At 65.3% G+C, this 24,529-nt stretch carries 22 protein-coding genes and 2 pseudogenes; 10 read left to right on the top strand and 14 right to left on the bottom strand.

Annotated elements, in window-relative coordinates; all coding sequences use genetic code 11:
• The first annotated feature begins 40 nt into the window (after positions 1–40).
• Positions 41–934: a phosphoribosylaminoimidazolesuccinocarboxamide synthase gene (locus G6N54_RS22090; protein ID WP_163792013.1), complete on the top strand. Its 894-nt coding sequence runs from the start codon at positions 41–43 to the stop codon at positions 932–934.
• A complete protein-coding gene (locus tag G6N54_RS22095; RefSeq protein WP_163792015.1) occupies positions 931–3,081 on the top strand; it encodes a S9 family peptidase in 2,151 nt (716 codons plus the stop codon). Before G6N54_RS22090 ends, G6N54_RS22095 begins: the two co-directional genes overlap by 4 nt.
• 103 nt (positions 3,082–3,184) lie before the next feature.
• Here G6N54_RS22095 and G6N54_RS22100 read toward each other — a convergent pair whose 3' ends face one another.
• Positions 3,185–4,825, bottom strand: a complete 1,641-nt coding sequence (locus G6N54_RS22100) for a DHA2 family efflux MFS transporter permease subunit (protein ID WP_163792017.1) — start codon at positions 4,823–4,825, stop codon at positions 3,185–3,187.
• A 224-nt stretch (positions 4,826–5,049) separates the two neighbouring features.
• Positions 5,050–6,648, bottom strand: coding sequence for a DHA2 family efflux MFS transporter permease subunit (locus tag G6N54_RS22105; protein ID WP_197939549.1), 1,599 nt, complete (start codon positions 6,646–6,648; stop codon positions 5,050–5,052).
• Positions 6,649–6,883: 235 nt separating this feature from the next.
• On the opposite strand from G6N54_RS22105, the gene G6N54_RS22110 reads away from it, so the two are divergent.
• Positions 6,884–7,588 carry a DUF2334 domain-containing protein gene (locus G6N54_RS22110; RefSeq protein ID WP_163792018.1) on the top strand — a complete coding sequence of 235 codons (705 nt, stop codon included), beginning with the start codon at positions 6,884–6,886 and terminating at the stop codon, positions 7,586–7,588.
• Positions 7,589–7,628: 40 nt separating this feature from the next.
• Positions 7,629–9,305 (top strand): annotated as a pseudogene (locus G6N54_RS22115) (FAD-binding dehydrogenase).
• Positions 9,306–9,337: 32 nt separating this feature from the next.
• Here G6N54_RS22115 and G6N54_RS22120 read toward each other — a convergent pair.
• Entirely contained in the window at positions 9,338–9,976 is a 639-nt protein-coding gene (locus G6N54_RS22120; RefSeq protein WP_163792020.1) for an MBL fold metallo-hydrolase, read from the bottom strand.
• Between G6N54_RS22120 and G6N54_RS22125 the strand changes: the two are divergent.
• The 3 genes and pseudogenes from G6N54_RS22125 (at position 9,953) to purQ (ending at position 11,661) form a co-directional block, all read left to right on the top strand.
• Positions 9,953–10,686 (top strand): annotated as a pseudogene (locus G6N54_RS22125) (ATPase). The gene G6N54_RS22120 and the pseudogene G6N54_RS22125 sit on opposite strands and share 24 nt — an antisense overlap.
• A gap of 64 nt (positions 10,687–10,750) precedes the next feature.
• Positions 10,751–10,990, top strand: a complete 240-nt coding sequence (gene purS / locus G6N54_RS22130) for a phosphoribosylformylglycinamidine synthase subunit PurS (RefSeq protein ID WP_163792022.1) — start codon at positions 10,751–10,753, stop codon at positions 10,988–10,990.
• Positions 10,987–11,661 (top strand): phosphoribosylformylglycinamidine synthase subunit PurQ, encoded by a 675-nt coding sequence (purQ, locus tag G6N54_RS22135; protein ID WP_163792024.1) that lies wholly within the window; start codon positions 10,987–10,989, stop codon positions 11,659–11,661. Before purS ends, purQ begins: the two co-directional genes overlap by 4 nt.
• A gap of 6 nt (positions 11,662–11,667) precedes the next feature.
• Here the strand turns inward: purQ and G6N54_RS22140 are convergent, their stop codons facing one another.
• On the bottom strand, positions 11,668–13,053 hold the full coding sequence (locus tag G6N54_RS22140; protein WP_179969110.1) for a WS/DGAT/MGAT family O-acyltransferase: 1,386 nt from the start codon (positions 13,051–13,053) through the stop codon (positions 11,668–11,670).
• A gap of 194 nt (positions 13,054–13,247) precedes the next feature.
• On the opposite strand from G6N54_RS22140, the gene G6N54_RS22145 reads away from it, so the two are divergent.
• The gene (locus tag G6N54_RS22145; RefSeq protein WP_232072918.1) at positions 13,248–14,087 is read left to right on the top strand and encodes a mycofactocin-coupled SDR family oxidoreductase; all 840 of its coding nucleotides are present in this window, start codon (positions 13,248–13,250) and stop codon (positions 14,085–14,087) included.
• Here G6N54_RS22145 and G6N54_RS22150 read toward each other — a convergent pair whose 3' ends face one another.
• Positions 14,088–14,909: a lysophospholipid acyltransferase family protein gene (locus G6N54_RS22150; protein ID WP_179969111.1), complete on the bottom strand. Its 822-nt coding sequence runs from the start codon at positions 14,907–14,909 to the stop codon at positions 14,088–14,090.
• A 372-nt stretch (positions 14,910–15,281) separates the two neighbouring features.
• The gene (locus G6N54_RS22155; RefSeq protein ID WP_163792028.1) at positions 15,282–15,746 is read right to left on the bottom strand and encodes a hypothetical protein; all 465 of its coding nucleotides are present in this window, start codon (positions 15,744–15,746) and stop codon (positions 15,282–15,284) included.
• Between the two features lie 423 nt (positions 15,747–16,169).
• On the opposite strand from G6N54_RS22155, the gene G6N54_RS22160 reads away from it, so the two are divergent.
• On the top strand, positions 16,170–16,568 hold the full coding sequence (locus G6N54_RS22160) for a VOC family protein (protein ID WP_232072919.1): 399 nt from the start codon (positions 16,170–16,172) through the stop codon (positions 16,566–16,568).
• Here the strand turns inward: G6N54_RS22160 and G6N54_RS22165 are convergent.
• The 8 genes from G6N54_RS22165 to G6N54_RS22200 all read right to left on the bottom strand — a co-directional run bounded on the left by G6N54_RS22165 (position 16,562) and on the right by G6N54_RS22200 (position 23,647).
• Positions 16,562–17,029 carry a cupin domain-containing protein gene (locus G6N54_RS22165; protein WP_163792031.1) on the bottom strand — a complete coding sequence of 156 codons (468 nt, stop codon included), beginning with the start codon at positions 17,027–17,029 and terminating at the stop codon, positions 16,562–16,564. The two genes, G6N54_RS22160 and G6N54_RS22165, sit on opposite strands and share 7 nt — an antisense overlap.
• 17 nt (positions 17,030–17,046) lie before the next feature.
• Positions 17,047–18,495: a dihydrolipoyl dehydrogenase family protein gene (locus tag G6N54_RS22170; RefSeq protein WP_163792034.1), complete on the bottom strand. Its 1,449-nt coding sequence runs from the start codon at positions 18,493–18,495 to the stop codon at positions 17,047–17,049.
• A gap of 24 nt (positions 18,496–18,519) precedes the next feature.
• Positions 18,520–19,236 (bottom strand): haloacid dehalogenase type II, encoded by a 717-nt coding sequence (locus G6N54_RS22175; RefSeq protein WP_163792036.1) that lies wholly within the window; start codon positions 19,234–19,236, stop codon positions 18,520–18,522.
• Positions 19,237–19,244: 8 nt separating this feature from the next.
• Positions 19,245–20,108 (bottom strand): DUF427 domain-containing protein, encoded by an 864-nt coding sequence (locus G6N54_RS22180; RefSeq protein ID WP_163792038.1) that lies wholly within the window; start codon positions 20,106–20,108, stop codon positions 19,245–19,247.
• Between the two features lie 45 nt (positions 20,109–20,153).
• Positions 20,154–21,206, bottom strand: coding sequence for a zinc-binding dehydrogenase (locus tag G6N54_RS22185; protein ID WP_197939550.1), 1,053 nt, complete (start codon positions 21,204–21,206; stop codon positions 20,154–20,156).
• 139 nt (positions 21,207–21,345) lie between these two features.
• Positions 21,346–22,002 (bottom strand): TetR/AcrR family transcriptional regulator, encoded by a 657-nt coding sequence (locus tag G6N54_RS22190; protein ID WP_232072920.1) that lies wholly within the window; start codon positions 22,000–22,002, stop codon positions 21,346–21,348.
• Positions 21,999–22,700 carry a TetR/AcrR family transcriptional regulator gene (locus tag G6N54_RS22195; RefSeq protein WP_163792040.1) on the bottom strand — a complete coding sequence of 234 codons (702 nt, stop codon included), beginning with the start codon at positions 22,698–22,700 and terminating at the stop codon, positions 21,999–22,001. Before G6N54_RS22195 ends, G6N54_RS22190 begins: the two co-directional genes overlap by 4 nt.
• The gene (locus G6N54_RS22200) at positions 22,664–23,647 is read right to left on the bottom strand and encodes an alpha/beta fold hydrolase (RefSeq protein ID WP_163792042.1); all 984 of its coding nucleotides are present in this window, start codon (positions 23,645–23,647) and stop codon (positions 22,664–22,666) included. The genes G6N54_RS22195 and G6N54_RS22200 overlap by 37 nt, the downstream gene beginning before the upstream one ends.
• Positions 23,648–23,809: 162 nt before the next feature.
• Here G6N54_RS22200 and G6N54_RS22205 point away from each other — a divergent pair, with 162 nt between their 5' ends.
• Entirely contained in the window at positions 23,810–24,526 is a 717-nt protein-coding gene (locus G6N54_RS22205; protein WP_163792045.1) for an SDR family oxidoreductase, read from the top strand.
• Positions 24,527–24,529 lie beyond the last annotated feature (3 nt).

Consider the following 24,529-nt stretch of genomic DNA (forward strand, 5'->3'; position numbering starts at 1 on the left):
AGCCCCAGGCCCGGGGTGGGCTTCCCGATAGGCTGGCCCGATGCGCCCTGCACTGTCGGACTACCAGCATCTGGCCAGCGGTAAGGTCCGCGAGCTGTACCGCGTCGACGACGACCATCTGTTGCTGGTCGCCAGCGACCGGATCTCGGCTTACGACTTCGTCCTGGACAGCACGATCCCGGACAAGGGCCGCATCCTCACCGCGATGAGCGTGTTCTTCTTCGGCCTTGTCGAGGCTCCCAACCACCTGGCCGGACCGCCCGACGACCCGCGCATCCCCGACGAGGTGCTGGGGCGCGCGCTGGTCGTGCGACGGCTGGAGATGATGCCGGTGGAGTGTGTGGCCCGCGGCTACCTGACCGGCTCGGGACTGCTCGACTATCAGGCGACCGGCAAGGTTTGCGGCATCACGCTGCCGCCGGGCCTGGTCGAGGCCAGCAAGTTCGCCCAGCCTCTGTTCACCCCGGCGTCCAAAGCCGCCTTGGGCGATCACGACGAGAACATCTCCTTCAACCGGGTGATCGAGATGGTGGGGGCGGTACGCGCCAACCAGCTGCGCGACCGCACGCTGCAGATCTACGTGCAGGCCGCCGATCACGCCTTGACGAAGGGAATCATCATCGCCGACACCAAGTTCGAATTCGGCACCGACGCCGACGGCAACCTGCTGCTGGCGGACGAGATCTTCACCCCGGACTCCTCGCGGTACTGGCCCGCCGAGGACTACCGCGTCGGGGTGGTGCAGACCAGTTTCGACAAGCAGTTCGTCCGCAATTGGCTCACCAGCCCCGAATCCGGCTGGGACCGCCAGGGCTCCCAACCCCCGCCACCGCTACCGGACGACATCATCGACGCCACCCGTGCCCGCTATATCAATGCCTACGAAAGGATTTCCGGTTTGAGTTTCGGTGACTGGATCGGCCCGGCCGCATGACGGAGCCAATTACGCCACCCGTCGCGAAGCGGGTGGAGACCACCCGCGAGCACCATGGCGACGTGTTCGTCGATCCGTACGAGTGGCTGCGCGAAAAGTCGAATCCCGAAGTCATCGACTACCTGGAGGCCGAGAACTCCTACGTCGACCAGGCTCTTGCCCACCTGGAACCGTTGCGGCAAAAGATTTTCGATGAGATCAAGGCGCGTACCAAGGAAACCGACTTGTCGGTGCCGACCAGGCAGGGTGACTGGTGGTACTACTCGCGCACCTTCGAGGGAAAGCAGTATCGCGTCCAATGCCGTTGCCCGGTAGCCGATCCCGACGACTGGGCTCCGCCGGTTCTGGACGAGAACACCGACATACCGGGCGAACAGGTTCTGCTCGATTCGAACGAAGAGGCCGAGGGTCACGACTTCTTTGCCCTCGGCGCCGCCCTGGTCAGCCTGGATGCCAATCTGCTCGCGTACTCCGTCGACGTCATCGGTGACGAGCGGTACACGCTGCGGTTCAAGGACTTACGCACCGGCGAGAAATATCCCGACGAAATCGCCGATATCTCCAGCGGCGTGACATGGGCGGCCGACAACCGGACGGTGTACTACCTGACCCTGGACGACGCCCACCGCCCCGACAAGGTGTGGCGGTATCGGCTGGGCTCGGGGGAGCCGTCGGAGTTGGTGTATCACGAAGCTGACGAACGGTTCTGGGTCGGAGCGGGCCTGAGCCGAAGTGAGGCGTACGTCTTCATCGCGTCGGGATCGTCGGTGACCTCCGAGGTCCGCTACGCCGACGCCACCGACCCGCGGGCCGAGTTCACTGTGGTGCTGCCAAGGCGCGACGGTGTCGAATACTCGGTGGAGCATGCGGTGGTCGGGGGAGAAGATCGCTTCCTAATCCTGCACAACGACGGCGCGGTGAACTTCACGCTCACCGAGGCCCCGGTAAGCGATCCCACCCAACAGCGCACCCTGATCGAGCACCGCGACGACGTACGCCTCGAAGCCGCTGACGCGTTTGGTGATCATCTGGTGATCAGCTACCGGCGTGCGGCGCTGCCGCGAATCCAGTTGTGGCCCATCGGTTCCGACGGTGAGTACGGTGACCCCGAGGAGATCGCGTTCGATTCCGAGCTGATGTCGTCGGGCCTGGGCGCCAATCCGAACTGGGTTTCCCCCAAACTGCGGGTCAGGGCGGGATCGCTGGTGACGCCGTTGCGGGTCTACGACATCGACCTGGGTACCGGCGAGCGCACCCTGTTGCGTGAGCAGCCCGTGCTCGGCGACTACCACCCCGGCGACTACGTCGAGCGTCGCGACTGGGCGCTCGCCGCCGACGGGACCCGCATTCCGGTGTCGATCGTGCATCGTGTCGGCCTCGAATTCCCGGCGCCCACTCTCATCTACGGCTACGGCGCCTACGAAATATGCACGGATCCAACCTTTTCCATCTCGCGGTTGTCGCTACTGGACCGGGGCATGGTGTTCGTCATTGCCCACGTCCGCGGCGGGGGAGAAATGGGCCGGCTATGGTATGAGCACGGAAAGCTGCTGGAGAAGAAGAACACCTTTACCGACTTTGTCGCGGCGGCACAGCATTTGGTGGACGCGGGAGTGACGCGCCCGCACGAACTGGTGGCGTTGGGGGGCAGTGCCGGTGGGCTGTTGATGGGCGCGGTGGCCAACCTGGCGCCCGAGCTGTTCGCCGGGATCCTCGCTCAGGTCCCGTTCGTCGACCCGCTGACCACGATCCTGGATCCGTCGCTCCCGCTGACCGTCACCGAGTGGGACGAGTGGGGAAATCCGTTGAGCGACAGCGAAGTCTATGCATACATGAAGTCATACTCGCCCTACGAGAATGTCGAGACGAAGAAGTATCCCGCCATTCTGGCGATGACGTCGTTGAACGACACCAGGGTCTACTACGTGGAGCCGGCTAAGTGGGTGGCGGCGTTGCGACACGCTAACGGCGACGGCAACCCGGTGCTGCTCAAGACGCAGATGGCGGCGGGCCATGGCGGCGTCAGCGGCCGCTACCGGGGGTGGGAAGAGACCGCGTTCCAATACGCGTGGCTGCTAGCCGCTGCCGACGGCGACCGCTACGGCCGCGGCGAGGAAAACGATCTCGGTGGCGGTCCGCAGGGGTAGCCGGGTCGTCATCGACTGAGGCGGAGTGGGCATCCGGGACACACGGCCGCGCGGGCAGACCGTGCCGCCAATCGCGACGATGCTGTTCGAGGGGTAAGCGGGGTCAGTCGGCCGGCGTTGCCGCGGGCTCGGGTTCTTCCTCGGGCTCCGGTCGCTTCGTCGGCAGGAACGCGGCCGGGACGATCGTCACCACCAGCATGGCGATGGCCACCACGAACACGGCCGTGTACGCGTGGGAGAGGGCGAGCGACACGTTCTTCGCGAACTCGGGGCCCAGGGTGTTCCACGCGGATGCCGAGGCCTCCACCGGCATGTTGTGTCCGCTGGCTTGCTGCTGCGCTGAGACCATCTTGTTCGCGGTGATCAGGGCGTCGCTGTGGTTGAACAGCTGAGTCAGGATCACGCCCAGGAACGCGGCCCCAATCGACCCACTCACCTGCTGGTTGACGGTCACCAGCGTGGTCCCGCGGGCGACCTGGTGTGGGGCCAGGGACTGCAGCACCGCCGCCGACAGCGGCGTTGTCGTACAGCCGATACCCAGGCCCATCACCGCGAGCCCGATCAGCAGCGTCGGGGTGTAGGGGGTTTGCGTGGCGACGCCGTAGGTGAAGATGCCCAGGCCGATTGCCATCACCGGTAGGCCGATCAACACGACCATGCCCGGTCCATGTTTGTCCATGAAGGCCCCGGCGAGCGGCATCGTCAACAGGGCGCCGAGGCCGACCGGCACCAAATGCATTCCGGATTGCATAGGCGTTTGGTGCATCGCGAGCTGGAAGTAACTCGGGACCAGCAGCCCGATCCCGATGAACGGAGCCCCGAATACCAGCAAAGCCAGATTCGCGTGCGTCACCACGCGGTTCTGGAAAAGCCTCAGATCGATGAGCGGGTGGTCGGTCCGAAAGGAGTGGAAGACGAATGCCGCGATCAACACCAGACCGGCGAGCGTCGGTGCCCACACGCGGTAGTCGGTTACCGTGCCGGCCGCCGGGATGAACGACACCCCGGAGAGGAAAAGCGTGACGCCGGGCGGCAGCAGCACCACGCTGACGACGTCGAGTGCTTCCGACGGGGCGGGACGATCTTTGGGAAACGTGATCGCCGCCAGAATGATTGCCGCCAGGCCGATCGGCAGGTTGATCAGGAAGATCCACTGCCAGCCATAAGCGCCGACCAGCCAGCCGCCCAGGATCGGCCCGCCGATCGGGCCGAGCAGGATCGGAATTCCGCCGATCGCCATCAAGCGGCCCACCCGATGCGGGCCTGCTTCGTGTGTCAGGATCACGAAGCTCAGCGGCATCAGCATGCCGCCGCCGACACCTTGGATTACTCGAAATATGATGAGCACCAATATATTTGGCGATATCGCGCACAGCAGCGAGCCCAGCATGAACACCAAGACCGAACCGATGAACAGTCGTTTGGTGCCGAACCTGTCGGCGGCCCACCCGGTGACGGGGATAACGGTGGCAAACGCCAGCATGTAACCGGCGACCGTCCAGGAAACGACGGCCTGGCTGGTGTTGAGCTCCTTGACGAAGGTGCCCTGTGCGACCGCGACGACGGTGGTGTCCAGGATCGCCATCACGGCGGCCAGCCCGCACACGAAGACGACGCGGAACAGTTTGGCGTCGAGTTTGTCGGGGTAGTCACGAGCGCCCGCAGCTGCGTGTCCGCTGGAAGCCATGGGCACCGCGAGGTTGGGAGCTGCAGAGCGCGCTCGTTCCACGGCGTCGCTGAGCATCTCCCGAGCATATCGAGACGATCCCGCGATTTTGTCGCTTTTGCCCGTATTCCCGATCCGCAAGCGGGGCTGTCGGGCTGCTATATGCGCTTGCCATCCACCTGGGTGTGATCTTCTAGACGTCCTGCAGGCGTGAATGCAACGCGCGGCGAATCAATGCCCGGAGCAATTTTCGCCAAACGGTGCTTCGGATAGCAAAGTCCAGTTCAGCGTGGCAATCGTGACTATTCGACGGCGGTTTGAATGGCCGGCTTTTTTGGCAGAAATGACGCCGGGATGATGGTAAATGCCACCAATACCACGGCGACCACGAATACGGATGTATGGGCGTGTGAAAGGTCGCGCAGCAAGTTAGCAGAAAAGTTTGGGGCCAGTGACTGGTGTGGTATTTGGGACGGATCGACCGGCACACCGCTGACCGCGGCCTGCTGCTGTAGCGCCGCGAGCTTGTTCGCGGCGGTGATGTCGTCGCTGCGGTTGAATTGGTTGGTCAGGATCATCGCCATCAGGGCGGTTCCCACCGAACCCCCCACCTGATGACTGACGCTCATCAGCGTCGTGCCGCGGGCAATCTGGTGCGGCGCCAATGCCACCGAGAGCGGCATCATCGCGCACCCCATCCCCAGGCCCATGATCGTTAGCGCAGTCAGCAGCGTGGGTGCATATGCGGCGTGCCTGGCCACCCCGAAAGCGAACGTCCCCAAACCGGCGATGATCATCGCGATACCGGCCAGCACGTATTTGCCCGGTCCATGCCGATCGACGAGCGGACCGGCCAATCGCATGGTCAGCATGGCGCCGAGTCCCTGCGGGATCAGATGCACCCCGGCCTGCATCGGCGTCTGGTGCAGCACCTGCTGGAAATAGCTCGGAAGCAGCAGGCCGGCCCCGAAGAAGGCGCCGGCGAACAGCAGCATCGTCACATTGGCCCGGGTGAGCACCGGGTTCTGGAACAGGTGCAGATCGATCAGCGGGTGATCCGTGCGACGCAGCGCGTGCGCGACGAACGCCGCGGTCAACACCAGGCCGATGGCCGCCGGTATCAGGACCCGGCGATCGGCTACCGTCCCGCAGCGCGGGATCGACGACACCGCGAACAGGAACGTCGCCAATCCGGGTGAGAGCAGCAGTCCGCCGACCATGTCGAATGTTTCCGATCGGGCGGGGTGATCGCGGGGGAACACCACCCATGCCAGGACGAAGATGGCCGCCCCGATCGGCAGGTTGATCAGGAAGATCCACTTCCAGCTGGAGGTGTCGATCAGCCAGCCGCCCAGGATCGGGCCGGCGATCGGGGCGAGCAACATGGGAATGCTCAAGATCGACATCAACCGGCCGAGGCGCCCGGGGCCCGCTTCGCGCGTCATGATCATGAATCCCAGCGGCATCAGCATGCCGCCGCTGACGCCCTGCACTACGCGAAATATGATGAGCTGCAAGATCGTTGACGCCAGCGCGCATAGCAGCGAGCCCAACACGAATGCCACCACCGAGCCCATGAAGAGCCGTTTGGTGCCGAACCGGTCGGCCGCCCAGCCGGTCAGTGGGATGACGGTCGCCAACCCGAGCGTGTAGCCGGTCATCGTCCATGCGACGACGGCCTGATTCGACTCGAAGTCGGCGATGAAGGTGCGTTGCGCGACGGTGACATCCAGGATCGCCATGATCGTGGCCAGCAGACATACGCCGGAGATCCGCAACAGCGGGGCGTCGAGTTTGTCCGGATAAACACGCTCCTCGGCACCCAGCAGCCCCGTGGGGGCGAGGGGCAGCGCGGCGTCGCCCGCTGCAGAACGGGCCTTGTCCATGGCGTTGCTTAGCATATCGAATCGTTTTCCGATCCGGTCGCTGGTTCGCGTTTGCTCGATGGTGCGCCGGTATGGCCGTCGCCCCGCGGCGGGCCGGGTGCGCCTGAAGGCGATCGGAGTGAACGGCCCAGCGCCGTTGCGTGAAAGCCGTATCGGACCACAAAGTGACACCTGGCGTACGCGTCGATATACGCCTACAGTCTGCGTGTCCTTCACCATCCCGACATCTGCGCTCGTCAAACTGCGGGCTGTGGGTGGAAAACTGATCGTCTCGGTCTCAGGGATAGGCGAGCGCACCCTGGACGACGTCGAGGCGTTCTGCGCACAAATGGATTCCCGCAAGGTGCCGGTTTCGTTGCTGGTGGCGCCGCGCCTGTCCGGCGACTACCGCCTCGACCACGACCCGCGCACCGTCGAGTGGCTGAGCGCCCGGCGCGCTGGCGGTGATGCCATCGTGCTGCACGGCTATGACGAGGCGGCCACCAAGAAGCGGCGTGCCGAGTTCGCCATCCTGCGGGCACACGAGGCCAACCTGCGGCTGATGGCCGCCGACCGGGTGCTCGAGCACCTCGGACTACGTACCCGGCTCTTTGCCGCGCCAGGCTGGACCGTCTCGCCTGGGGTAGTTAAATCCCTGCCGAACAACGGATTTCGGCTGCTGGCTGATTTACATGGGATCACCGATCTGGTCCGCCACACCACCGTGCGCACCCGCGTCCTCGGCATCGGCGAGGGTTTCCTCACCGAACCGTGGTGGTGCCGCATGGTGGTGCTGTCCTCCGAGCGCGTCGCGCGTCGCGGCGGCATCGTGCGGGTGGCCGTCGCGGCCCGTCAGTTGCGCAAACCGGGACCGCTGCAGGCGACGCTGGACGCCGCCGATCTCGCTTCGATGCATGGGTGCGAGCCGACGGTGTATCGCTGGCGACCCGACAAGGCGATTTCCGACGCGGCCTGACGAAGCCGTCTGATTGGACCGGGCACTACCCTGGTCCGACATGAGCGACTCTCCGGTGGCACGCTTCGCCGCTGACGCGATTGTTGTCGGGGCGGGATTGTCCGGCCTGGTGGCCGCCTGCGAGCTGGTGGACCGCGGCTTGCGGGTGCTGATCCTCGACCAGGAGAACAGTGCCAATCTCGGGGGTCAGGCCTTCTGGTCGTTCGGTGGTCTGTTCTTTGTCGACAGTCCCGAGCAGCGTCGGCTGGGCATTCGGGACAGTCACGAACTCGCGTTGCAGGATTGGTTGGGCACAGCGGCTTTCGATCGCGACGAGGACTACTGGCCACGGCAATGGGCCCACGCCTACGTGGATTTCGCGGCCCGGGAGAAGCGCAGCTGGCTGCGCGAACGCGGTCTGAAGCTCTTTCCGTTGGTGGGCTGGGCCGAACGCGGTGGGTACAACGCACAAGGACACGGCAACTCGGTTCCCCGGTTCCATATCACCTGGGGCACCGGGCCTGCCCTGGTCGACATCTTCGCGCGTCAGCTGCGGGATCGTTCGACGGTCCGCTTCGCACACCGGCACCAGGTCGACGAATTGATCGTGGAGGGCGGGGCGGGCGGCGCGGTGACCGGCGTTCGGGGCACCGTACTGGAGCCGTCGACCGAAGCTCGCGGCGTGCCGTCATCGCGAAACGCGGTGGGGCAATTCGAATTTCGCGCATCTGCGGTGATCGTGACCAGCGGTGGGATCGGTGGCAATCACGATCTGGTGCGCAAGAACTGGCCGAAGCGGATGGGCCGGGTGCCCGAGCAGATGCTGAGTGGGGTGCCGGCCCATGTGGACGGCCGGATGATCGGTATTTCCCAGCACGCCGGGGCTCGCGTGATCAATCCGGACCGGATGTGGCATTACACCGAGGGCATCACCAATTACGACCCGATATGGCCACGGCACGGCATCCGGATCATCCCGGGCCCCTCGCCACTCTGGCTGGACGCGGTCGGTAACCGGTTGCCGGTTCCGCTGTATCCCGGGTTCGACACGTTGGGCACGCTGGAATACATCACCAAATCCGGGTACGACTACACCTGGTTTATCTTGAACGCCAAGATCATCGAGAAGGAATTCGCCCTCTCGGGACAGGAGAAGAACCCGGATCTGACCGGGCAGAGCGTGCGTGAGTTGGTTCGTAACCGGGCCAGCTCCGGGCCGCCCGGACCGGTCCAGGCGTTTGTCGACCGCGGTGTGGACTTCGTCAGCGCGGATTCGTTGGGCGAGTTGGTGTCCGGCATGAACAAGCTGCCCAATGTGGCCCCGCTGGATTATGCGACGGTGGAGGCCGAGGTGACGGCCCGCGATCGCGAGGTCGTCAACAAGTTCAGCAAAGACGGTTAGATCACCGCGATCCGCGCAGCCCGCGGATATCTGGGCGACCGGCTGGGCCGGGCGGTGGCGCCGCACCGGTTAACCGATCCGAAAGCGGGCCCGCTGATCGCGGTCAAGTTGCACATCGTGACGCGAAAGACGTTGGGCGGCATCGAGACCGACTTGAGCGGGCGGGTTCTCAAGGATGGTGGCACTCCGCTGGCCGGCCTGTACGCGGCCGGCGAGGTGGCCGGATTCGGCGGTGGCGGCGTGCACGGCTACCGCGCCCTGGAGGGCACGTTCCTGGGTGGCTGCATCTTCAGCGGCCGGGCCGCCGGCCGCGGCGCCGCCGCCGACATCAGTTAGCTGTTGTCCGCTCTCGCATGGGAAGCCAACCGCTAGAAGGTGACGCCGCTTTCTTCGGGCAATACCTGGAAGTCGGTGTCGGTCATCTCGGTGAACCGGCCGTAGTAAATGCCCCTGGCATCGGGAGCGACGATGCCTTGGTGGATAGGCACCGCGCGCGTCGGGGACACCGCCCGCAGGTAATCGATGGCCTCGGAGATCTTCATCCACGGGGCGGCCGCGGGAGCGGCCAACACGTCCACCGGCTCGTCTGGCACGAACAACGCGTCACCGGGATGCATCAACCGCGCGCGGTGCTCGCCGTCGCCCACCAGATACGAAAGGTTCTCTATCACAGGGATTTCCGGGTGAATCACCGCGTGCTTTCCGCCGAGCGCCCGGATCGTCAGTTCGCCGACCGTCAGCTCGTCGCCGGCATGAACCGGTTGGAAGGGGGCGTCGAGTTGAGCCGCGGTTTGTGAGTCGGTGTACAGCGCCGCGTGGGGATTGGCCTCGATCAGCGCCGGCAGCCGCGCGGGGTCGACATGATCCGGGTGCTGGTGCGTGATCAGGATGGCGTCCAGGCCAGTGATGCCCTCGAACCCATGCGCGAAGGTCCCGGGATCGAAGAGCACGCTAGTGTGATCGAACTCGGCAAGTAGGCAGGCATGTCCGAAATGCGTCAGTTGCATGTCTACGATTGTGCCCTGACGGGGGTGGTCGTGTGCGCGTAGTTTTCGCGACGATGCTGGTCGCCGGTGGCCTGGTGGCCGCCCTGATCTTCGTGGTCCCCGCATCCGCCGAACCGGAGACCTGCCCGCCCGTCTGCGACCAGATCCCCTCCACCGCGTGGATGCAACAGCGGGCCGTGCCGCTGAATTCGACTTACAACTGGCCCGCGTTCGCGGGCCTGTCCGCGCAAACGACCGGGACCGGGGCGGGACCACGGTTCCGGTTCGAGGAGCTGTGCGCCGCGCAGCCGCTGGCGCAAGACCCGCGCGCCTCGGCGGTCGCGGCCCGCGCCACGGTGGCTCACCCGGACGGCCAATGGCAGCTGAGGGCCCAGATCGTGCATTGGCGTGGTGACACCGCCCGTGGCGGATCCATCGCGTCCTCGGTGTTCGGTAACGCCATCGCGCTGCTGCGGGGCTGTCAGCTGGGGGCGCCGTTGCAGTCGCCGTCGATCACCACCGACGAACCGACCCGGATGGCCGCGGTCATCAGCGGCCCGGTGATCATGCATACCTACCTGGTCGCACACGTCGCGAGCAGCACGATCAGCGAGCTGACGCTGTGGAATACCGCGCCGCCGCAGCCGCCGTGGCCCTCGATCGCGGACAACCAGGTGCTGGACTCGATGACGGCTCCGCTGTGCGAGGCCTACATCGCCTCGTGCCCGTGAGCCGCGTCCAGCAACGGCCGCCGGTAGAGTTGGCGCCGACAGCGACTCGTCAGGAGGAACGCCGGTGGCGCGGGTGATCGTTCATGTGATGCCCAAAGCGGAGATTCTCGACCCGCAGGGTCAGGCGATTGTCGGCGCGTTGGGCCGACTCGGACATCCTGGGATTTCAGATGTCCGTCAGGGCAAGAGGTTTGAGCTCGAAGTCGACGACAGTGTCGATGATTCCGTGCTCGCCGAGATCGCCGAATCGCTGTTGGCCAACACCGTGATCGAGGACTGGACGATCAGCCGGGAAGTGCAGTGACGGCGCGGATCGGCGTCATCACCTTTCCCGGGACGCTGGACGACGTGGACGCCGCCCGTGCGGTGCGCCGCGTCGGCGCGGAGGCGGTGAGCCTGTGGCACGCGGACGCCGACCTCAAGGCGGTCGACGCGGTGGTGGTGCCGGGCGGGTTCTCCTACGGCGACTATCTGCGGGCCGGCGCGATCGCCCGCTTCGCCCCGGCGATGTCCGAAGTGGTGTACGCGGCGGGCCGCGGTATGCCGGTATTGGGGATTTGCAACGGTTTTCAGGTGCTGTGCGAGACTCGGCTGCTGCCCGGGGTGCTGACCCGCAACGCCGGTCTGCACTTCGTCTGCCGTGACGTGTGGCTTCGGGTGGCATCGAACGCGACGGCGTGGACGTCGCGCTACGAGCCCGACGCCGACCTGCTGGTTCCGCTGAAATCGGGCGAGGGACGGTATGTGGCGCCGGAGAGCGTGCTCGACGAACTCGAGGGCGAGGGACGGGTGGTGTTTCGGTACCACGAAAACATCAACGGCTCGATGCGTGGCATCGCCGGCATCAGCTCGGCCAACGGCCGCGTCGTCGGGTTGATGCCACACCCCGAGCATGCCATCGAGGCGTTGACCGGCCCCTCCGACGACGGGCTGGGCCTGTTCTACTCAGCGCTCGACGCCGTGCTCGCCGCCTGACGTCACCTACACGGGAATACCTGCAGCACTGCGTAATTCGGTGAAGGACTGGGTCATCGCGTCCGTCGCCTCATGCGGGTCCTTGAAGGTTTGGTCGTCGGTGAGCACCGCGATCCCGAGCGCGTCGACGTAGCTCCACACCGTGATATTGACCGGTGCGCCCGGCGAGAGCACTCCGGTGGAGTAGATCTCGGTCACCGCGGCCCCGCCGAAATGCCCGCGCTCACGCGGCCCCACCACGCTGGAGACCGCCACGTTCATCAGCTTGTTCGGCACGTCGTGACGGCCGAGCCACCGGAACGCGGCCGGGGCGAATGCCGTCGGCAGGTACGCCATCAACCGTCCGTACAGCTCCGGGCCCATGACTTCGTGGTCCTCCTTGGCGATCCGCGTCGCCAAGGAGACCAGCCGCGCCCGCTCGGCAGGGTCGGCGACGTGCACCGGCAGCGAAATCATCAGGCCGCTGATCTCGTTGCCGGTGATGCGGTCCGACTTGTCGGTGGCGGTGGGCACCGAGGCGATGATCGGGCGGGGCGCTTCGCCGTCATAGTCCAGCAGCAGCGTGCGCAGTCCGCCGGTGGTTATCGCCAGCACCATGTCGTTGACCGTGATGCCCAACGCCTTGGCGGTCGCCTTGACGTCTCGCAGTGGCAGCGTGGCGCTGGTGAACCGCCGCTGCGGGGACACGACTTGGTTGAGGAAGGTCGGCGGCGCGGCGAAGGCGTCGGCCAGGTCCGGGTGATCCCCGCGCTCTTTGGACCGGCGTCGTACCCGGCTCATCCCCACCGCGGCATCTTTGATCAGCCCCGGCAGTTCGGCGATCTGCCGGACATGGTCTCTCGCGGCCGCACGTAGCAGATCGCCCTTGGTCGCGGTGATGCCCGCCTCGTCGTTGTCGCGCTCGTCGGTCACCGCACCCTTGAGGTCCATCGCGCGCGCGAGCAGGTTGACCGACGCGACGCCGTCGGCCAACGCGTGGTGCACCTTGCCTATCAAGGCGAATCGACCGTCGGCTAGCCCTTCGGCGAAATGAAATTCCCAGAGTGGGCGGCTGCGATCCAGCGGCGTGGACGCCACCCGCCCGATGACCTCGTCCAGTTCGCAGCGGCCGCCCGGGGCGGGCACCTGCACCCGGCGCAGATGGTAGTCCAGGTCGACCTCGCAGTTCTCCTGCCACATCGGGTGATGGAGTTGCCCGGGAATGTCGACGAGCTTGTAGCGCAACGGTTCCAACAGGTGCAGCCGCCGGCGCACGTGCAGCCGGAAGGCCTCGAAGTCGAACTCCCCGTCGAAGTCCGACGGGTCGAGGATCGCTACCTTCAGCGTGTGCGTGTGCAGGTTCGGCGTCTCGCTGTAGAGCAGCATCGCGTCCATACCGTTAAGTCTTTTCACCCGCCACCTCGCCGTGTCGCCGCGACCTGAAAGCAACTAGCCGTAGTGCTTTCGGGTTTGCCATGGGTCGTCGTCGACCGGTTCTTGCCCGTAGGAGACAGCGCCTCTGTCGTGTGAGGAGACACGTCATTGTCGGGACCCGGCAGGGGACGGACCATCGGGCTGGAGGTTCTCGGCATCTGGGGAGGAAGCCAGTGATCGACAAAGGTACTACCCTCGAGGGCCGAGTCGCGCTCGTCACGGGGGCGGCCCGCGGGCAGGGACGTGCGCACGCCATCCGCCTTGCCAACGAGGGCGCCGACATCGTCGCCGTCGACGTGTGCGCCCCGATTTCTACCACCATCCGGTACCCGGCGGCCACTTCCGCCGAGCTGGTGGAAACGGCACGGGCAGTGGAGGATTCGGGGCGCAAAGCACTCTTTCGCGAGATCGACATCCGGAATCTGGCGGATCTGCAGCAGTTGGTGGCAGATGCCGTCGATCAATTCGGCAGGCTCGACATCGTCGTCGCCAACGCGGGGGTATTGAGTTTCGGCCGGTTGTGGGAGATGTCCGAAGAGCACTGGGACACGGTCATCGACGTCAATCTGAGTGGTACGTGGCGCACCCTGCGTGCCACGGTGCCGGCGATGGTCAACCTCGGTAACGGCGGATCGATCATCATCGTCAGCTCGACTACCGGGCTGAAGGCCACACCTGGCAACGGCCACTATTCAGCATCCAAACACGGTTTGGTCGGGCTCACGAATGCCTTGGCCGTGGAATTGGGTGAGTACGGGATCCGGGTCAATTCCGTCCACCCGTACGCCGTGAGCACGCCGATGGGAAGCTCGGTGGACATGCTGACGTTTCTCAGCGAGCATCCTGCTTACTTGCATAGCCTTTCCCCCATGCCGTTTCGCGCTTTGGGCGCTCCCGAAGAGGTCATGACGCCCGAGGACATTGCGGATGTCGTTGCCTGGCTTGCCGGAGACGGGTCTGCGAACATGTCGGGCAGCCAGGTCGTGGTGGATCGCGGGCATCTGAAGCATTAGCTAGCCCAGGATGGGAAACCGGCGCTGGGCGGCCAGCCTCTTGAGCGCGGCTTCCATCACCGATCGCACGTGCGCGTCGACCTCACCGATGTCGGGGTCCCTGCCGAACCGGTCGATGACGTCGATCGGCTCCAGCACCTCGGTGACGATCTTGGACGGCAGCGGCAGGTTCGGCGGGAAGATGACGCTGAGCCCGAATGGGAAGCCGAAACTGATCGGCAGAATGTCCACGCGGGCCTTGGTGATTCCCAGCTTGCGGGCCAGCCAGTTGCCGCGGGTCAGAAAGAGCTGCGTCTCTTGGGCGCCGATCGAGACGGTCGGCACGATCGGCACTCCGGCTTCGATGGCGGTCCGCACATAGCCGGTGCGGCCATTGAAGTCGATGGTGTTCGCGCTCAGCGTGGGCCGGTAGGAGTCGTAGTCACCGCCCGGGAAGACCAGCACGACCGCGCCCGAATGCAGTGCGGAGGCGGCATTTTCGCGACTAGCTTCGATGACCCCCGCCCGGCGCAGCCAGCCGTCCAGCGGTCCCAGGAACACCCCGTAGTGGGCCAGGGTGTACACCGGCCGGTCGTAACCGAACTTGTCGTAGAAGGCTGAGGAGAAGATCAAGACGTCGGGCGTGAAGATGCCGCCGGAATGGTTGGACACCGCCAGAGCCCCTCCGGCCGGCGGAACGTTGTCAAGGTTTCGCACCTCGGACCGAAACCAGCGGTTGACGACGGGGCCGACTGTGTTCTTCACCTGTTCGGTGAAAGTCGGATCCCATTTGGCGGTTTCGTGTTTGTCGACGTCGCCCATCGCGATCCCCCGCGGTTGCATTCGGAATCATCAGTTGCCAGCGCGGGGCCGTTCCCCGAGGGCACACCGCGTGCGACATATGCTACTCTCTTTTTTAGAGAATTTTATATCCGTTTGCTGGGAGCTATCACGCACGGGAAATGACCGAAGCTGCTCGGGTTAGTGGTACGCGACGGACTGGATACCGCTCGTGCGCAACAGGGCCCTGCACCTCCAGCGCCATCCCTGGCCGGACATGCTGGTGGAGACGCGCACAGTGACCGGCTGGCGCGCTATCCGATGCGGCTGGTCACTCCGACCGCGCGCCAATTTCTCAAACGCTATACGCACCCGCGCGGCGCGATCCGCGCCGAGTTCGGCGACCCCCGGCCCGACACCGTCTGATCAGCCCGCTCAGCCGGCGTCCAGCACCAACGGCTGTGCGGGACACTCGGCCACCGAGTCCAGCTCGGCGAAGAACTCGATCGCGGCAGCGATGGTGTGGTCGATGTAGGTGGCGAAGTCGTCGAAGGCGACGGGCTCGCGGATCTTCCGGGAGCTGCGCGCGATGACGCCAACCCGCTGCGGGTCAGAGGACCCGCGGACGGTTACCACGACGTCACGGCTGCGGCGATTCCACGATTCGGCAAGGTCGGCCAACTCGGCGCCGTCGGTTGCGGGGAAGAAGCAGCCGGGAGTGACTTGGATCGCGAATTCGTCCCGGTGCCAACGGGAGATCCCGAGGTGGACATGGAGCCGCCGCGGGCGGGTGTTGGCGACGTAGAATAATTCACCGTCGTGCTGGCCGCGGAAGTAGCGGCTGCCGCGGGTGCACAGGTAGCGTTCGATCAGGTCGGCGGAAAACGCCTCAGTGGTCATGAATTATATGGTGAGGCCTGCGGCTTTACGGATCCTTTGAGTCGGGTGATGTGTCGGCAAAGAATCTGTTGAGAATTTGCTGAGATTGTAACGATCTAGTCACGTTAAGTCACTGTCCCGCAACGGAATACAGCTGAATCGGTTGCGTAATCGGGGCAATACGCGCACCGGCACGTTCAACCGGCCGGCGACGTTCTGCATGCTCACCGGAGTGTGCCGAGCACTCGCCTAGCGTCAGCGCCAGTGCCCGGTCAAGGCTATCTGGGCAACGAAATTCTGGACGGTTGCCCGTCGGCGGGTCGTGGGCGCGAAGTTTGCGGACGAAGACGGGACAGACGGCTCACATACTTGCGCGGGCTACGCTGGTATCGAATGTTTTTCGCGCACCGCCGGCTCGATGAGCGCGGCTCAGGAGGGGTAATCGTGGGGTTCGCCATCGAACGGTTCGACCACATCGTCATCAATTGCCACGATGTCGAGGCCACCGCCGCATGGTACGAGCGCGTTCTCGGGATGAAGCGCGAGACGTTCGGCCAATCCAAGCGAACGGCGCTGTGCTTCGGAAATCAGAAGATCAACCTGCGGCCCGTCGGCGCGCTCGCCGACGACCCCGATTGGGTCACCGGAGCCGTCGAAGCGGCGGGTTCGGAAGACCTGTGCTTTATCACCGCGTCCAGTCCCGACGAGGTCCGCGCACATCTCGAGGCGTGCGGCGTGGAGATCGCGTCGGGACCCGTCAGCAAGACCGGCGCACTGGGGCCGATGACCTCGCACTACTGCCGCGACATCGACGGCAACCTCGTCGAAATCGCGGTCTACTGACCGCTTTCGAGTGGATACAGGGCGGGCAGGTTGACCACGATGGCCTCCTGGCTCCTGCGTGCGATCACGACCTCCGCGATCGTGTTCGGGTCGGGATTCTCTTCGCGGTGCGGCAGAAACGGCGGGATGAACACGTAGTCGCCGGGTGCGGCCGTGATGCGTACCTCGTCGACGCCGTCGTGAAAGACGAACTCGGGGTTGCCGCTTCGCACATAGATCGCTGTCTCCGACTCGCCGTGGTGATGATTGGACGACACGGTCGAGGGTAATGCGTGGGTCTCACCCATCCATAGCTTCTCGGCGCCGACCGATTTGCCGGACAGCGCCGCAAACCGTCGCAGTCCTTCCGACTGTGCGGTATCGGAGCTGATCTCCGACGCCTTGATGTGGTGCACCCGGCTCTGCGGCACCCGCTGTGAAGTGCCGTCGAAGTCTGGGTGAAATCCGTCCGCGGTAGCCATCCCCGCCCCCTTCGCAACTATCGGCTATCCGAATCCCGGTAGGCCTCAAGGAATCTCAGCCACAGCTCACTGATCGTGGGGAAGCACGGCACCGCGTGCCACAACCGATCGATGGGAACCTGGCCGGCGACGGCGATGGTGGCTGAGTGCAACATTTCGGTGGCACCCGGCCCGACCAAAGTCACGCCGAGCAGATGGCGCTGATCCTCATCGACCACCATACGCGCACGGCCGGTGTAGCCATCGGCATACAGCTTGGCTCCCATGACGACGTCACCGATTTCGATGTCGACGGTGCGTACCCGATGACCGGACTGCACGGCCTGCTCGGCCGTCAGGCCGACGGCGGCTGCTTCGGGATCGGTGAAGAACGCCTGCGGTATGGCGTGGTGATCGGCAGTCGTGGCATGGGTACCCCAGGGCTCGGTATGCAGCGGTGTCCCGGCGGCGCGGGCTCCGATCGCCGCGCCCGCAATGCGCCCTTGGTACTTGCCCTGATGAGTCAACAGGGCACGGTGATTCACGTCGCCGGCCGCGTAGAGCCAACCGTCCTCGATGGCTTTCACCCGGCAGGTATCGTCGACCTCGAGCCAGCTACCCGGCGTCAATCCCACTGTGTCCAGACCGATGTCGTCAGTAAGCGGCGCGCGGCCCGTTGCGAAAAGTATTTCGTCGACCAGCAATTCATCGTCATTGTCGAGTTCGATCGTGACGGGCCCGTCCGGGTCGGGTCGACGAAGCGCGCGCACCGACACACCTAGCCGCACCTCCGCACCCGCGTCCGCCAGCCCGCGCCCGATCAGCTCGCCCACGAAGGGCTCCATCTTCGGCAACAGACCGGAGCCCCGCGCCAGCAACGTCACCGAGGAACCGAGCCCTTGCCATGCCGTTGCCATTTCGACCCCGACACCGCCGGCGCCGACCACTGCGAGGCGGTCGGGGACATCGCTGCTGTCGGTCGCCTGACGATTTGTCCATGGTCGGGCCTTGGTGAGGCCGGGCACGTCGGGCAGCGCGGCCTTGCTCCCAGTGCACACAACCACCGCGTGCCGGGCAGTTAGCGTGAGCGCGTCACCACTTGCTGTCGCGACGACGACCCGCCGGGCACCGTCCAACCGGCCGTGCCCACGCACCAGTGTCGCTCCGATTCCGGCCACCCACTCGGCCTGGCCGGTGTCGTCCCAGTTGGTCACGTAGCGATTTCGTCGGCCGAAGACACCGGTGGGGTCGATCCGCCCGGTGACCGCTTCGCGAGCACCGTCGACGCGGCGCACATCGGACACGGCGAGCACCGGTCGCAGCAACGCCTTGCTGGGCACGCAGGCCCAATACGAACATTCACCCCCGACTAACTCGCGCTCGACGACCGCGACGCCTAATCCCGCGGCTCGGGCGCGCTCTGCCGCACTCTGTCCGATTGGTCCCGCGCCGAGTATCATCACGTCGACTTCCGTGTCGGACGCCATCGTCGGAATCGCCTCGCTTTCGGGTCAGTATGTCGAGCTGGGCGGCGGCCCGTCACTGGGGCGTGGCCCGGTGATCAGTTGCTCGGCGAGTTGGTGCAGATCGTTTGCCACGAGATCAGGTTGCGGCAGGCCCTCAACCGGCAGCGGCGGATTACCCGGCCTGGTGATCAGGGCGGTGCGGTAGCCGACATTGTGCGCGCCGAGCAGATCCCACACGTGGGCGGCCACCATCATGCACTCGGTGGCTGCCACGCCGAGCGCCTCGCATGCGTGCCGGTAGACCACGGGCGAGGGCTTGAAGGCGCGACACGATTCCACACTGAGCTGTCGATCGAATAGCGATGCGAGCCCTGCGTTGTCCAACGGCGTCGAAACTCCGGGTCGGTGTGGCGAGTTCGTCAGCGTTACCAGGCGAAAACCGTTGTCGCGCAGTGCGGTGAGGGCTCCTTGGGCGTCAGGGTGTGCCGGCATGGTGCGCATCTGTTCCTGGAGGCGACGCGCGTCGGCGTCGGCGACTTCCACTCCGTAGATATCGGCCAGCATGCGTAATGCGCCGCGACCGATCGTGAAGAAGTCCACATACATGTCGGCGAGGGTGACCGTCATCGAGTACGTGACGAGCTGGCCGAACCATTCGCGCAGCACCCGTTCGTCGCCGAACAACTCTCCGAAAAGCGGTGCGATGGACTCGATATCGATCAGAGTCTCGTTGACGTCGAATACCAGGACAGACGGTGTCATCGGCATGCCTAATGCTTTCCCAACACCTCATCGGTGTCCAGCCCGCGGTCGACGCCGTGCGGAATGACGGTCTGGCCGGGCTCGAGGTGCAGCTGCTCGCCGTCGAGGTAGACGTCGATCTTGTCCGGCTCGAAGGACACCAGGTTGCTCACCCGCTCGACCTCGGTCCACGCATTCACGTAGGACCAGGCCGCACGTTTGCGCTCGCCGACGTCGTAGTAGGAGGCGATGCCTTTGTAGGGGCAGAAGGTTTGTCCGTCAACGGATTCGAGTGCGGACTCGTCGACATCATTGCGTGGTACATACCAGCGTGGGGCAAACCCGGATTCATACAGCGCCAAAGGGTGCCGTGTATCAGCAACCACCCGATCGCCATCGCGGATGACGAGATGCCTTGAGGTCGAGCGAATGTCGATGCGATGGTAGGCATCGGCGGCATGCCCGACGATGCGTTCGTCTTCCTCATAGAAGGCATCCATCCCACGCCATGCGAACGCTACCCTTCCATCCAATACGGCGGCGTGTCGTGGTAACTCGACGTGTTGCCAAGCGGCGTGCTGCGCCTCGTGCTTACCGACCCGGACGGTGAACCATTGGGTGTCGCCCAGGCCTTTATGTGGCGTCACCCGGTCCTCGGAGACCAGGATGCCCGCTTCGATGTCACCGGTCGGGAAGTAGGCCACCGGGTACCGTCCCGGCTCATGCAGCAAGACCACGTCTTCGCTGTCGGCGACCCACCGCTCGCCAAACCGCACCCGCAAGCGCCGGCGCAACGGCTCCGCGAATAGCAGGCGGGGCGGCATCGGCTGTTCGGTGAGGAAGTGTCCGATCGACGCGGTCGCCAGCGGACCTTGTTGCCATGCCAAACCCATAGTCTTTCCTTGTCTTTCGCGCGAGCGGGCGGGTCGTGTCGTGTGTCAGTCCATGACCACGACGATCTTGCCGCCAGCTTCTCCGGACTCGGCTACTCGGTGTGCCTCGCGAATGTCGTCGAACGAGAACACGCGCGCGGGCTTCGCGTCGAGAGTGCCGTCAGCCACCTCCCGGGCGATCTCGCTCAGCGGTATGTCGGACACCTCGAAACCTGGGTTCCCGAAGACGGGACTGGCGAAGAAGCTGAAGCTCACGCCGCTGGGCATGCGCGCCAACGGGTTGAAATCCCCAATCGGGTCAAGGCCGCCCAGCCATCCCGCGAGGCAGGCGGTGCCGCCGACACGCAGCATGTCCAGGGAATCGAGGATGGTGCTGTTGCCGACGAGGTCGAGCACCGCGTCGATCTGCTTGGCCTCGGCGATATGAGCCGCAAGGTCGGGCCGCTCCACCTCGACGCGAGGAGCGCCGAGCCGCTGCAGCAAGGGAAAACGCTTCTCGCTGCGCGCGGTCGCAATGATGTTGGCTCCCGTGATGTCCGCCATCTTCAGGGCGGCCTGGCCCAACGCCGACGTCGCGCCGCGGATCACCAGCGTCTGTCCCGATGTCAGCTTGAGATTGCGGAACAGGCACGTCCAGGACGTCGCATAAGTTTCCGGCAATGCCGCCAGTTGCGACCACGGGAGGTCGGATTCCATCAGGGTGACGTTCGCCGCGCGTACCCGGGTGTATTCCGCGTAGCTGCCGTTGATAGTCCGGCCCAGGCCACCCATCAGGGCCGCGACCTTGGCGCCGACCGGAAACTCGCCGCCCGGGCACGAGTCGACGATGCCGACGCATTCGATACCGCTGACTTCGGCGGCTTCGGCCCACTCTCCTCGGCGCATGTGTATCTCGGCATGGTTAATGCCGAAGCCCTTGACCTCGATCACCACTTCGCCGGCTTTGGGCAACGGCTTGGGGATCTCGGTGTGCACCAGGCGGTCGAGCCCGCCGAACCCGGTCAGGATGATCGCCCGCATCGTGTCGCCGCCGGGCTGCTCCCGGACCACGGCCGGGGAGGTCGGCAGGGTGGGGGCAGCGCCGCTCGTGGTGGCCATGACATTCCTCGTTCCAAATGGTCGGCCAGACTTCGGTATCGATGCGCCTGAAAATTATGGGGCGCATGACCCATAATTATGGGCTACCTAGCCCAAAATTGTCCAGCCCGCGAGACGTGCCAATCGGTCGTCGCGGCGTTCAGGACTTGCGTTTGCGCGTGGCGTTCTTTTGCCGCCGCGGTGCGGTGGTGAAGGAGCGCACGTAGTCGACCGCGGCGTTGACCGCGACCCGCAGCGGCTCGGCCTCGCCGGTGGCGTGTGTGACCATCGCACCGCCCTGATGCGCGATGACCAGCGAGGCGGCCAGGTGGCGCGGGTCTGCGTCGGCGCGCAGGTCGCCGCGGCGGCGCATCGCGTCGAGGCCGGTGCGGAACAGCTCGAGCCATTGGTCGTAGCCGTGCGCGAGGTCGTCGCGAACTTCGTCGTCGGCCTCGATCAGTTCGCCGGCCAGCGAACCGTAGACGCATCCGCCCAGCCGGTACACGGTGTCGATGTCGGCGACGCATGCGTCGGCCCATGCTTGCAGTGCCTCGATGTTGTCGAGCGTGCCGAGCCGAGGTTGGGTGTGAAACTCGACGACGTCATCGCGGCGCGCGGCGATGACCTCGCGGGTCAGGTCGCGTTTGTCGCGGAAGTAGTGCGAGATCTGCGATCCGCCCACCCCGGCGGTGCCGCGTACCTCGTCGATGCTGGTGTTGGCCACGCCGCGCTCGAACATGAGCCGGGCCGCGACATCGATGATGCGGGCCCGGGTCGCCTGTCCCTTGCGGGTGAATCGCGGCCTCTCGTCAGTCACGTTGTCGCCCTGGGCTTTCCACGTCGACCACCGGGACGGCGTGGAGGCCGCGGCACGCGTTCTTCGGGGTCGGTGGCAAACATTCGCAGATAGTTGACCGCGAACCGGGTGGCGTCGGCATGTGGCCACTCCGCCCGGTAGGTGAAGGCCAGCGTGGCACCGCCTTGGTGGGCGCTGATGATCGCGAGCGCCAATTTCCGCGGGTCGGCGCTCGCGATCAGGGCCCGGTTGTCCTTCATCCGCTGAATCGCGACCTCGAGCAAATCCACCCACTGCCAGTAGCCCGTCGCCAACGTCGCGCGAGTCGCGTCGTCGGACTTGGCCAGCTGCGCGGTCAGCGCGTGGTAGGTCGGTGTGCCACCGGAGGTTCCGATGCGGCGGAGATAACGTAGGTTCAGATCGATCCAACGCTCGAAGTCGTCGAACGTGTCCAGGTCGCCAAGTGTGGGCTGGCGGTGGAAGTCCAGCACCACGCCGATCTGTCGCCTGATCACGGCGCGAATCAGGGTGCCCTTGTCGGCGAAATAATGGGCGAGCTGAGAGCCGCTCACCGAGGCGGCCTTGCGCACGTTCTCCATGTTGGCGGCCGACAGGCCCTCGGTCACGATCAGCTGGGCGGCGGCCTGCACGATCCTGTCGCGGGTGGCACGCCCCTTGGCGGTCAACCGTTGTTCGTCCTGAACATCGGGATAGGCCATCGCGTCAGGCTAACCCGCGAGCGCCGCCGATTATGGGATATGCAGCCCATTGCGGTCCGTGCCGCGCGCGGGCCCCGGCTAGGCGGGCACGCGTTCCCAGAGAAGGTGCGGATCAGCCTGGCGACCTCGTCGAGTGCGGACTCCAGCAGGAAGTGCCCGCCGTCGAGCAGATGAATCTGCGCGTCGGGAAGGTCGTCGGCGAACGCTTCGGCGCCGGCGGGTCCGAAGATCTCGTCACCCCGGCCCCACACCGCGAGCAGCGGTACCCGGGTGGCGCGAAAATACTCGTGCACCTGCGGGTACATCGGCGCGTTGGTGGCGTAGTCGCGGAACAGTTTCAGTTGCACCAGGTCGTTGCCGGGTCGCGAAAGCAACGCGAAGTCGTGCTCCCAGCAGTCGGGATCGACGAGTGTCTCGTCGGCCACGCCGGTGAGATACTGCCACCGGGTGGCATCGAGGCTGAGGAATTGGCGTATCGGCGTCTCGGTCTCGGTGGTCGGGTCAGCCTGGTAGGCCCACACGGTCTTCCAGAAGCCTTCCACGAAGCCGGCGTCGTAGGCGTTCCCGTTCTGGCTGATGATCGCCGTGATGGCGGACGGATCGCGCAGCGCCAGCCGCCAACCGATCGGCGCGCCGTAGTTCTGCACGTACATCGCATACCGGTCGATGCCGAGGCCGCGCAGCAGGCCGACGGTCAGGTCAGTCAGAGCATCGAAGGTGTAGTCGAACTCGGTGACGGCCGGGGCATCAGAAAGCCCGAAGCCCAGGTGGTCGGGCGCGATCACGTGGAAACGGTCGGCGAGTGCCGGGATCAGATGCCGGAACATGTGGGAGCTGGTCGGAAACCCGTGCAGAAGAACCAACGCCGGCCTGTCCGCGTCCCCGGCCTCCCGATAGAACAGCCGATGGCCGTCGATGGTCGCGTAACGATGATGAACAGCCGGCATGGAATTCCTCCTGCGCCACGTGGCCTGGAGTAGCATTTTTGGGATGTGTAACCCAGTATGCACCAAATTCGTCGACTCGCAATAGTCCCGCGGGAGTTGACCGCTCGGCAGGCCCGGAATATTCTGGGTCGTACATCCCAATCCGTCGGGTGAGGAGCATCCGTGGGTAACACGTTGCGGGACAAGACCGTCGTGGTGGTCGGCCGCGGCAGTGGCATCGCACGTGCGGTGGCTCTGCTGGCACACGGCGAGGGCGCACGCGTCATCGTGGCCGGACGCGACCAGGGCAAACTTGCCACCGCACACCGCGATAGTGACATCAGCGCCGAGGTCGTCGATCTCACCGACGACGCGTCGATCGCGGCGCTTGCCGATCGGGTAGGCGCCGTGGACCACGTGGTGTCGACCGCCTCCGCGCGGGCGCGGGGTGCCCTGGCATCGCTGGAACGCCGCAACCTGCAGCTGTCCTTCGACACCAAGGTCATCGGGCCGACGATGTTGGCCAAACATTTTGCGGCGCAGATCAGCCCGGGCGGCTCGTTCGTATTGTTCTCGGGCGTGCATGCCTTCAAGCTGAACACCGGATACCTCGGGGTGGGCATCACCAATGGAGCCGTGGATTTCCTGGCCCGCTGGCTGGCCGTCGAGCTCGCGCCGACGCGAGTCAACGCGATTTCGCCCGGAGTCATCGATACCGGGGCATGGGACGCCCTGGGCGAAGAGGGCAAACGCGACTACTTCGCGCATATCGCGGCGGGCAACCCGGTGGGGCGCATCGGCACCCCGGAGGACGTGGCGAACGCGGTGCTCTTCGCCATGAACAACACCTTCATGACCGGAATGACGTTGAGGGTCGACGGCGGCGAGCCACTGATTTAGGCT

It is taken from the genome of Mycobacterium stomatepiae, from assembly GCF_010731715.1.
GTDB lineage: Bacteria > Actinomycetota > Actinomycetes > Mycobacteriales > Mycobacteriaceae > Mycobacterium > Mycobacterium stomatepiae.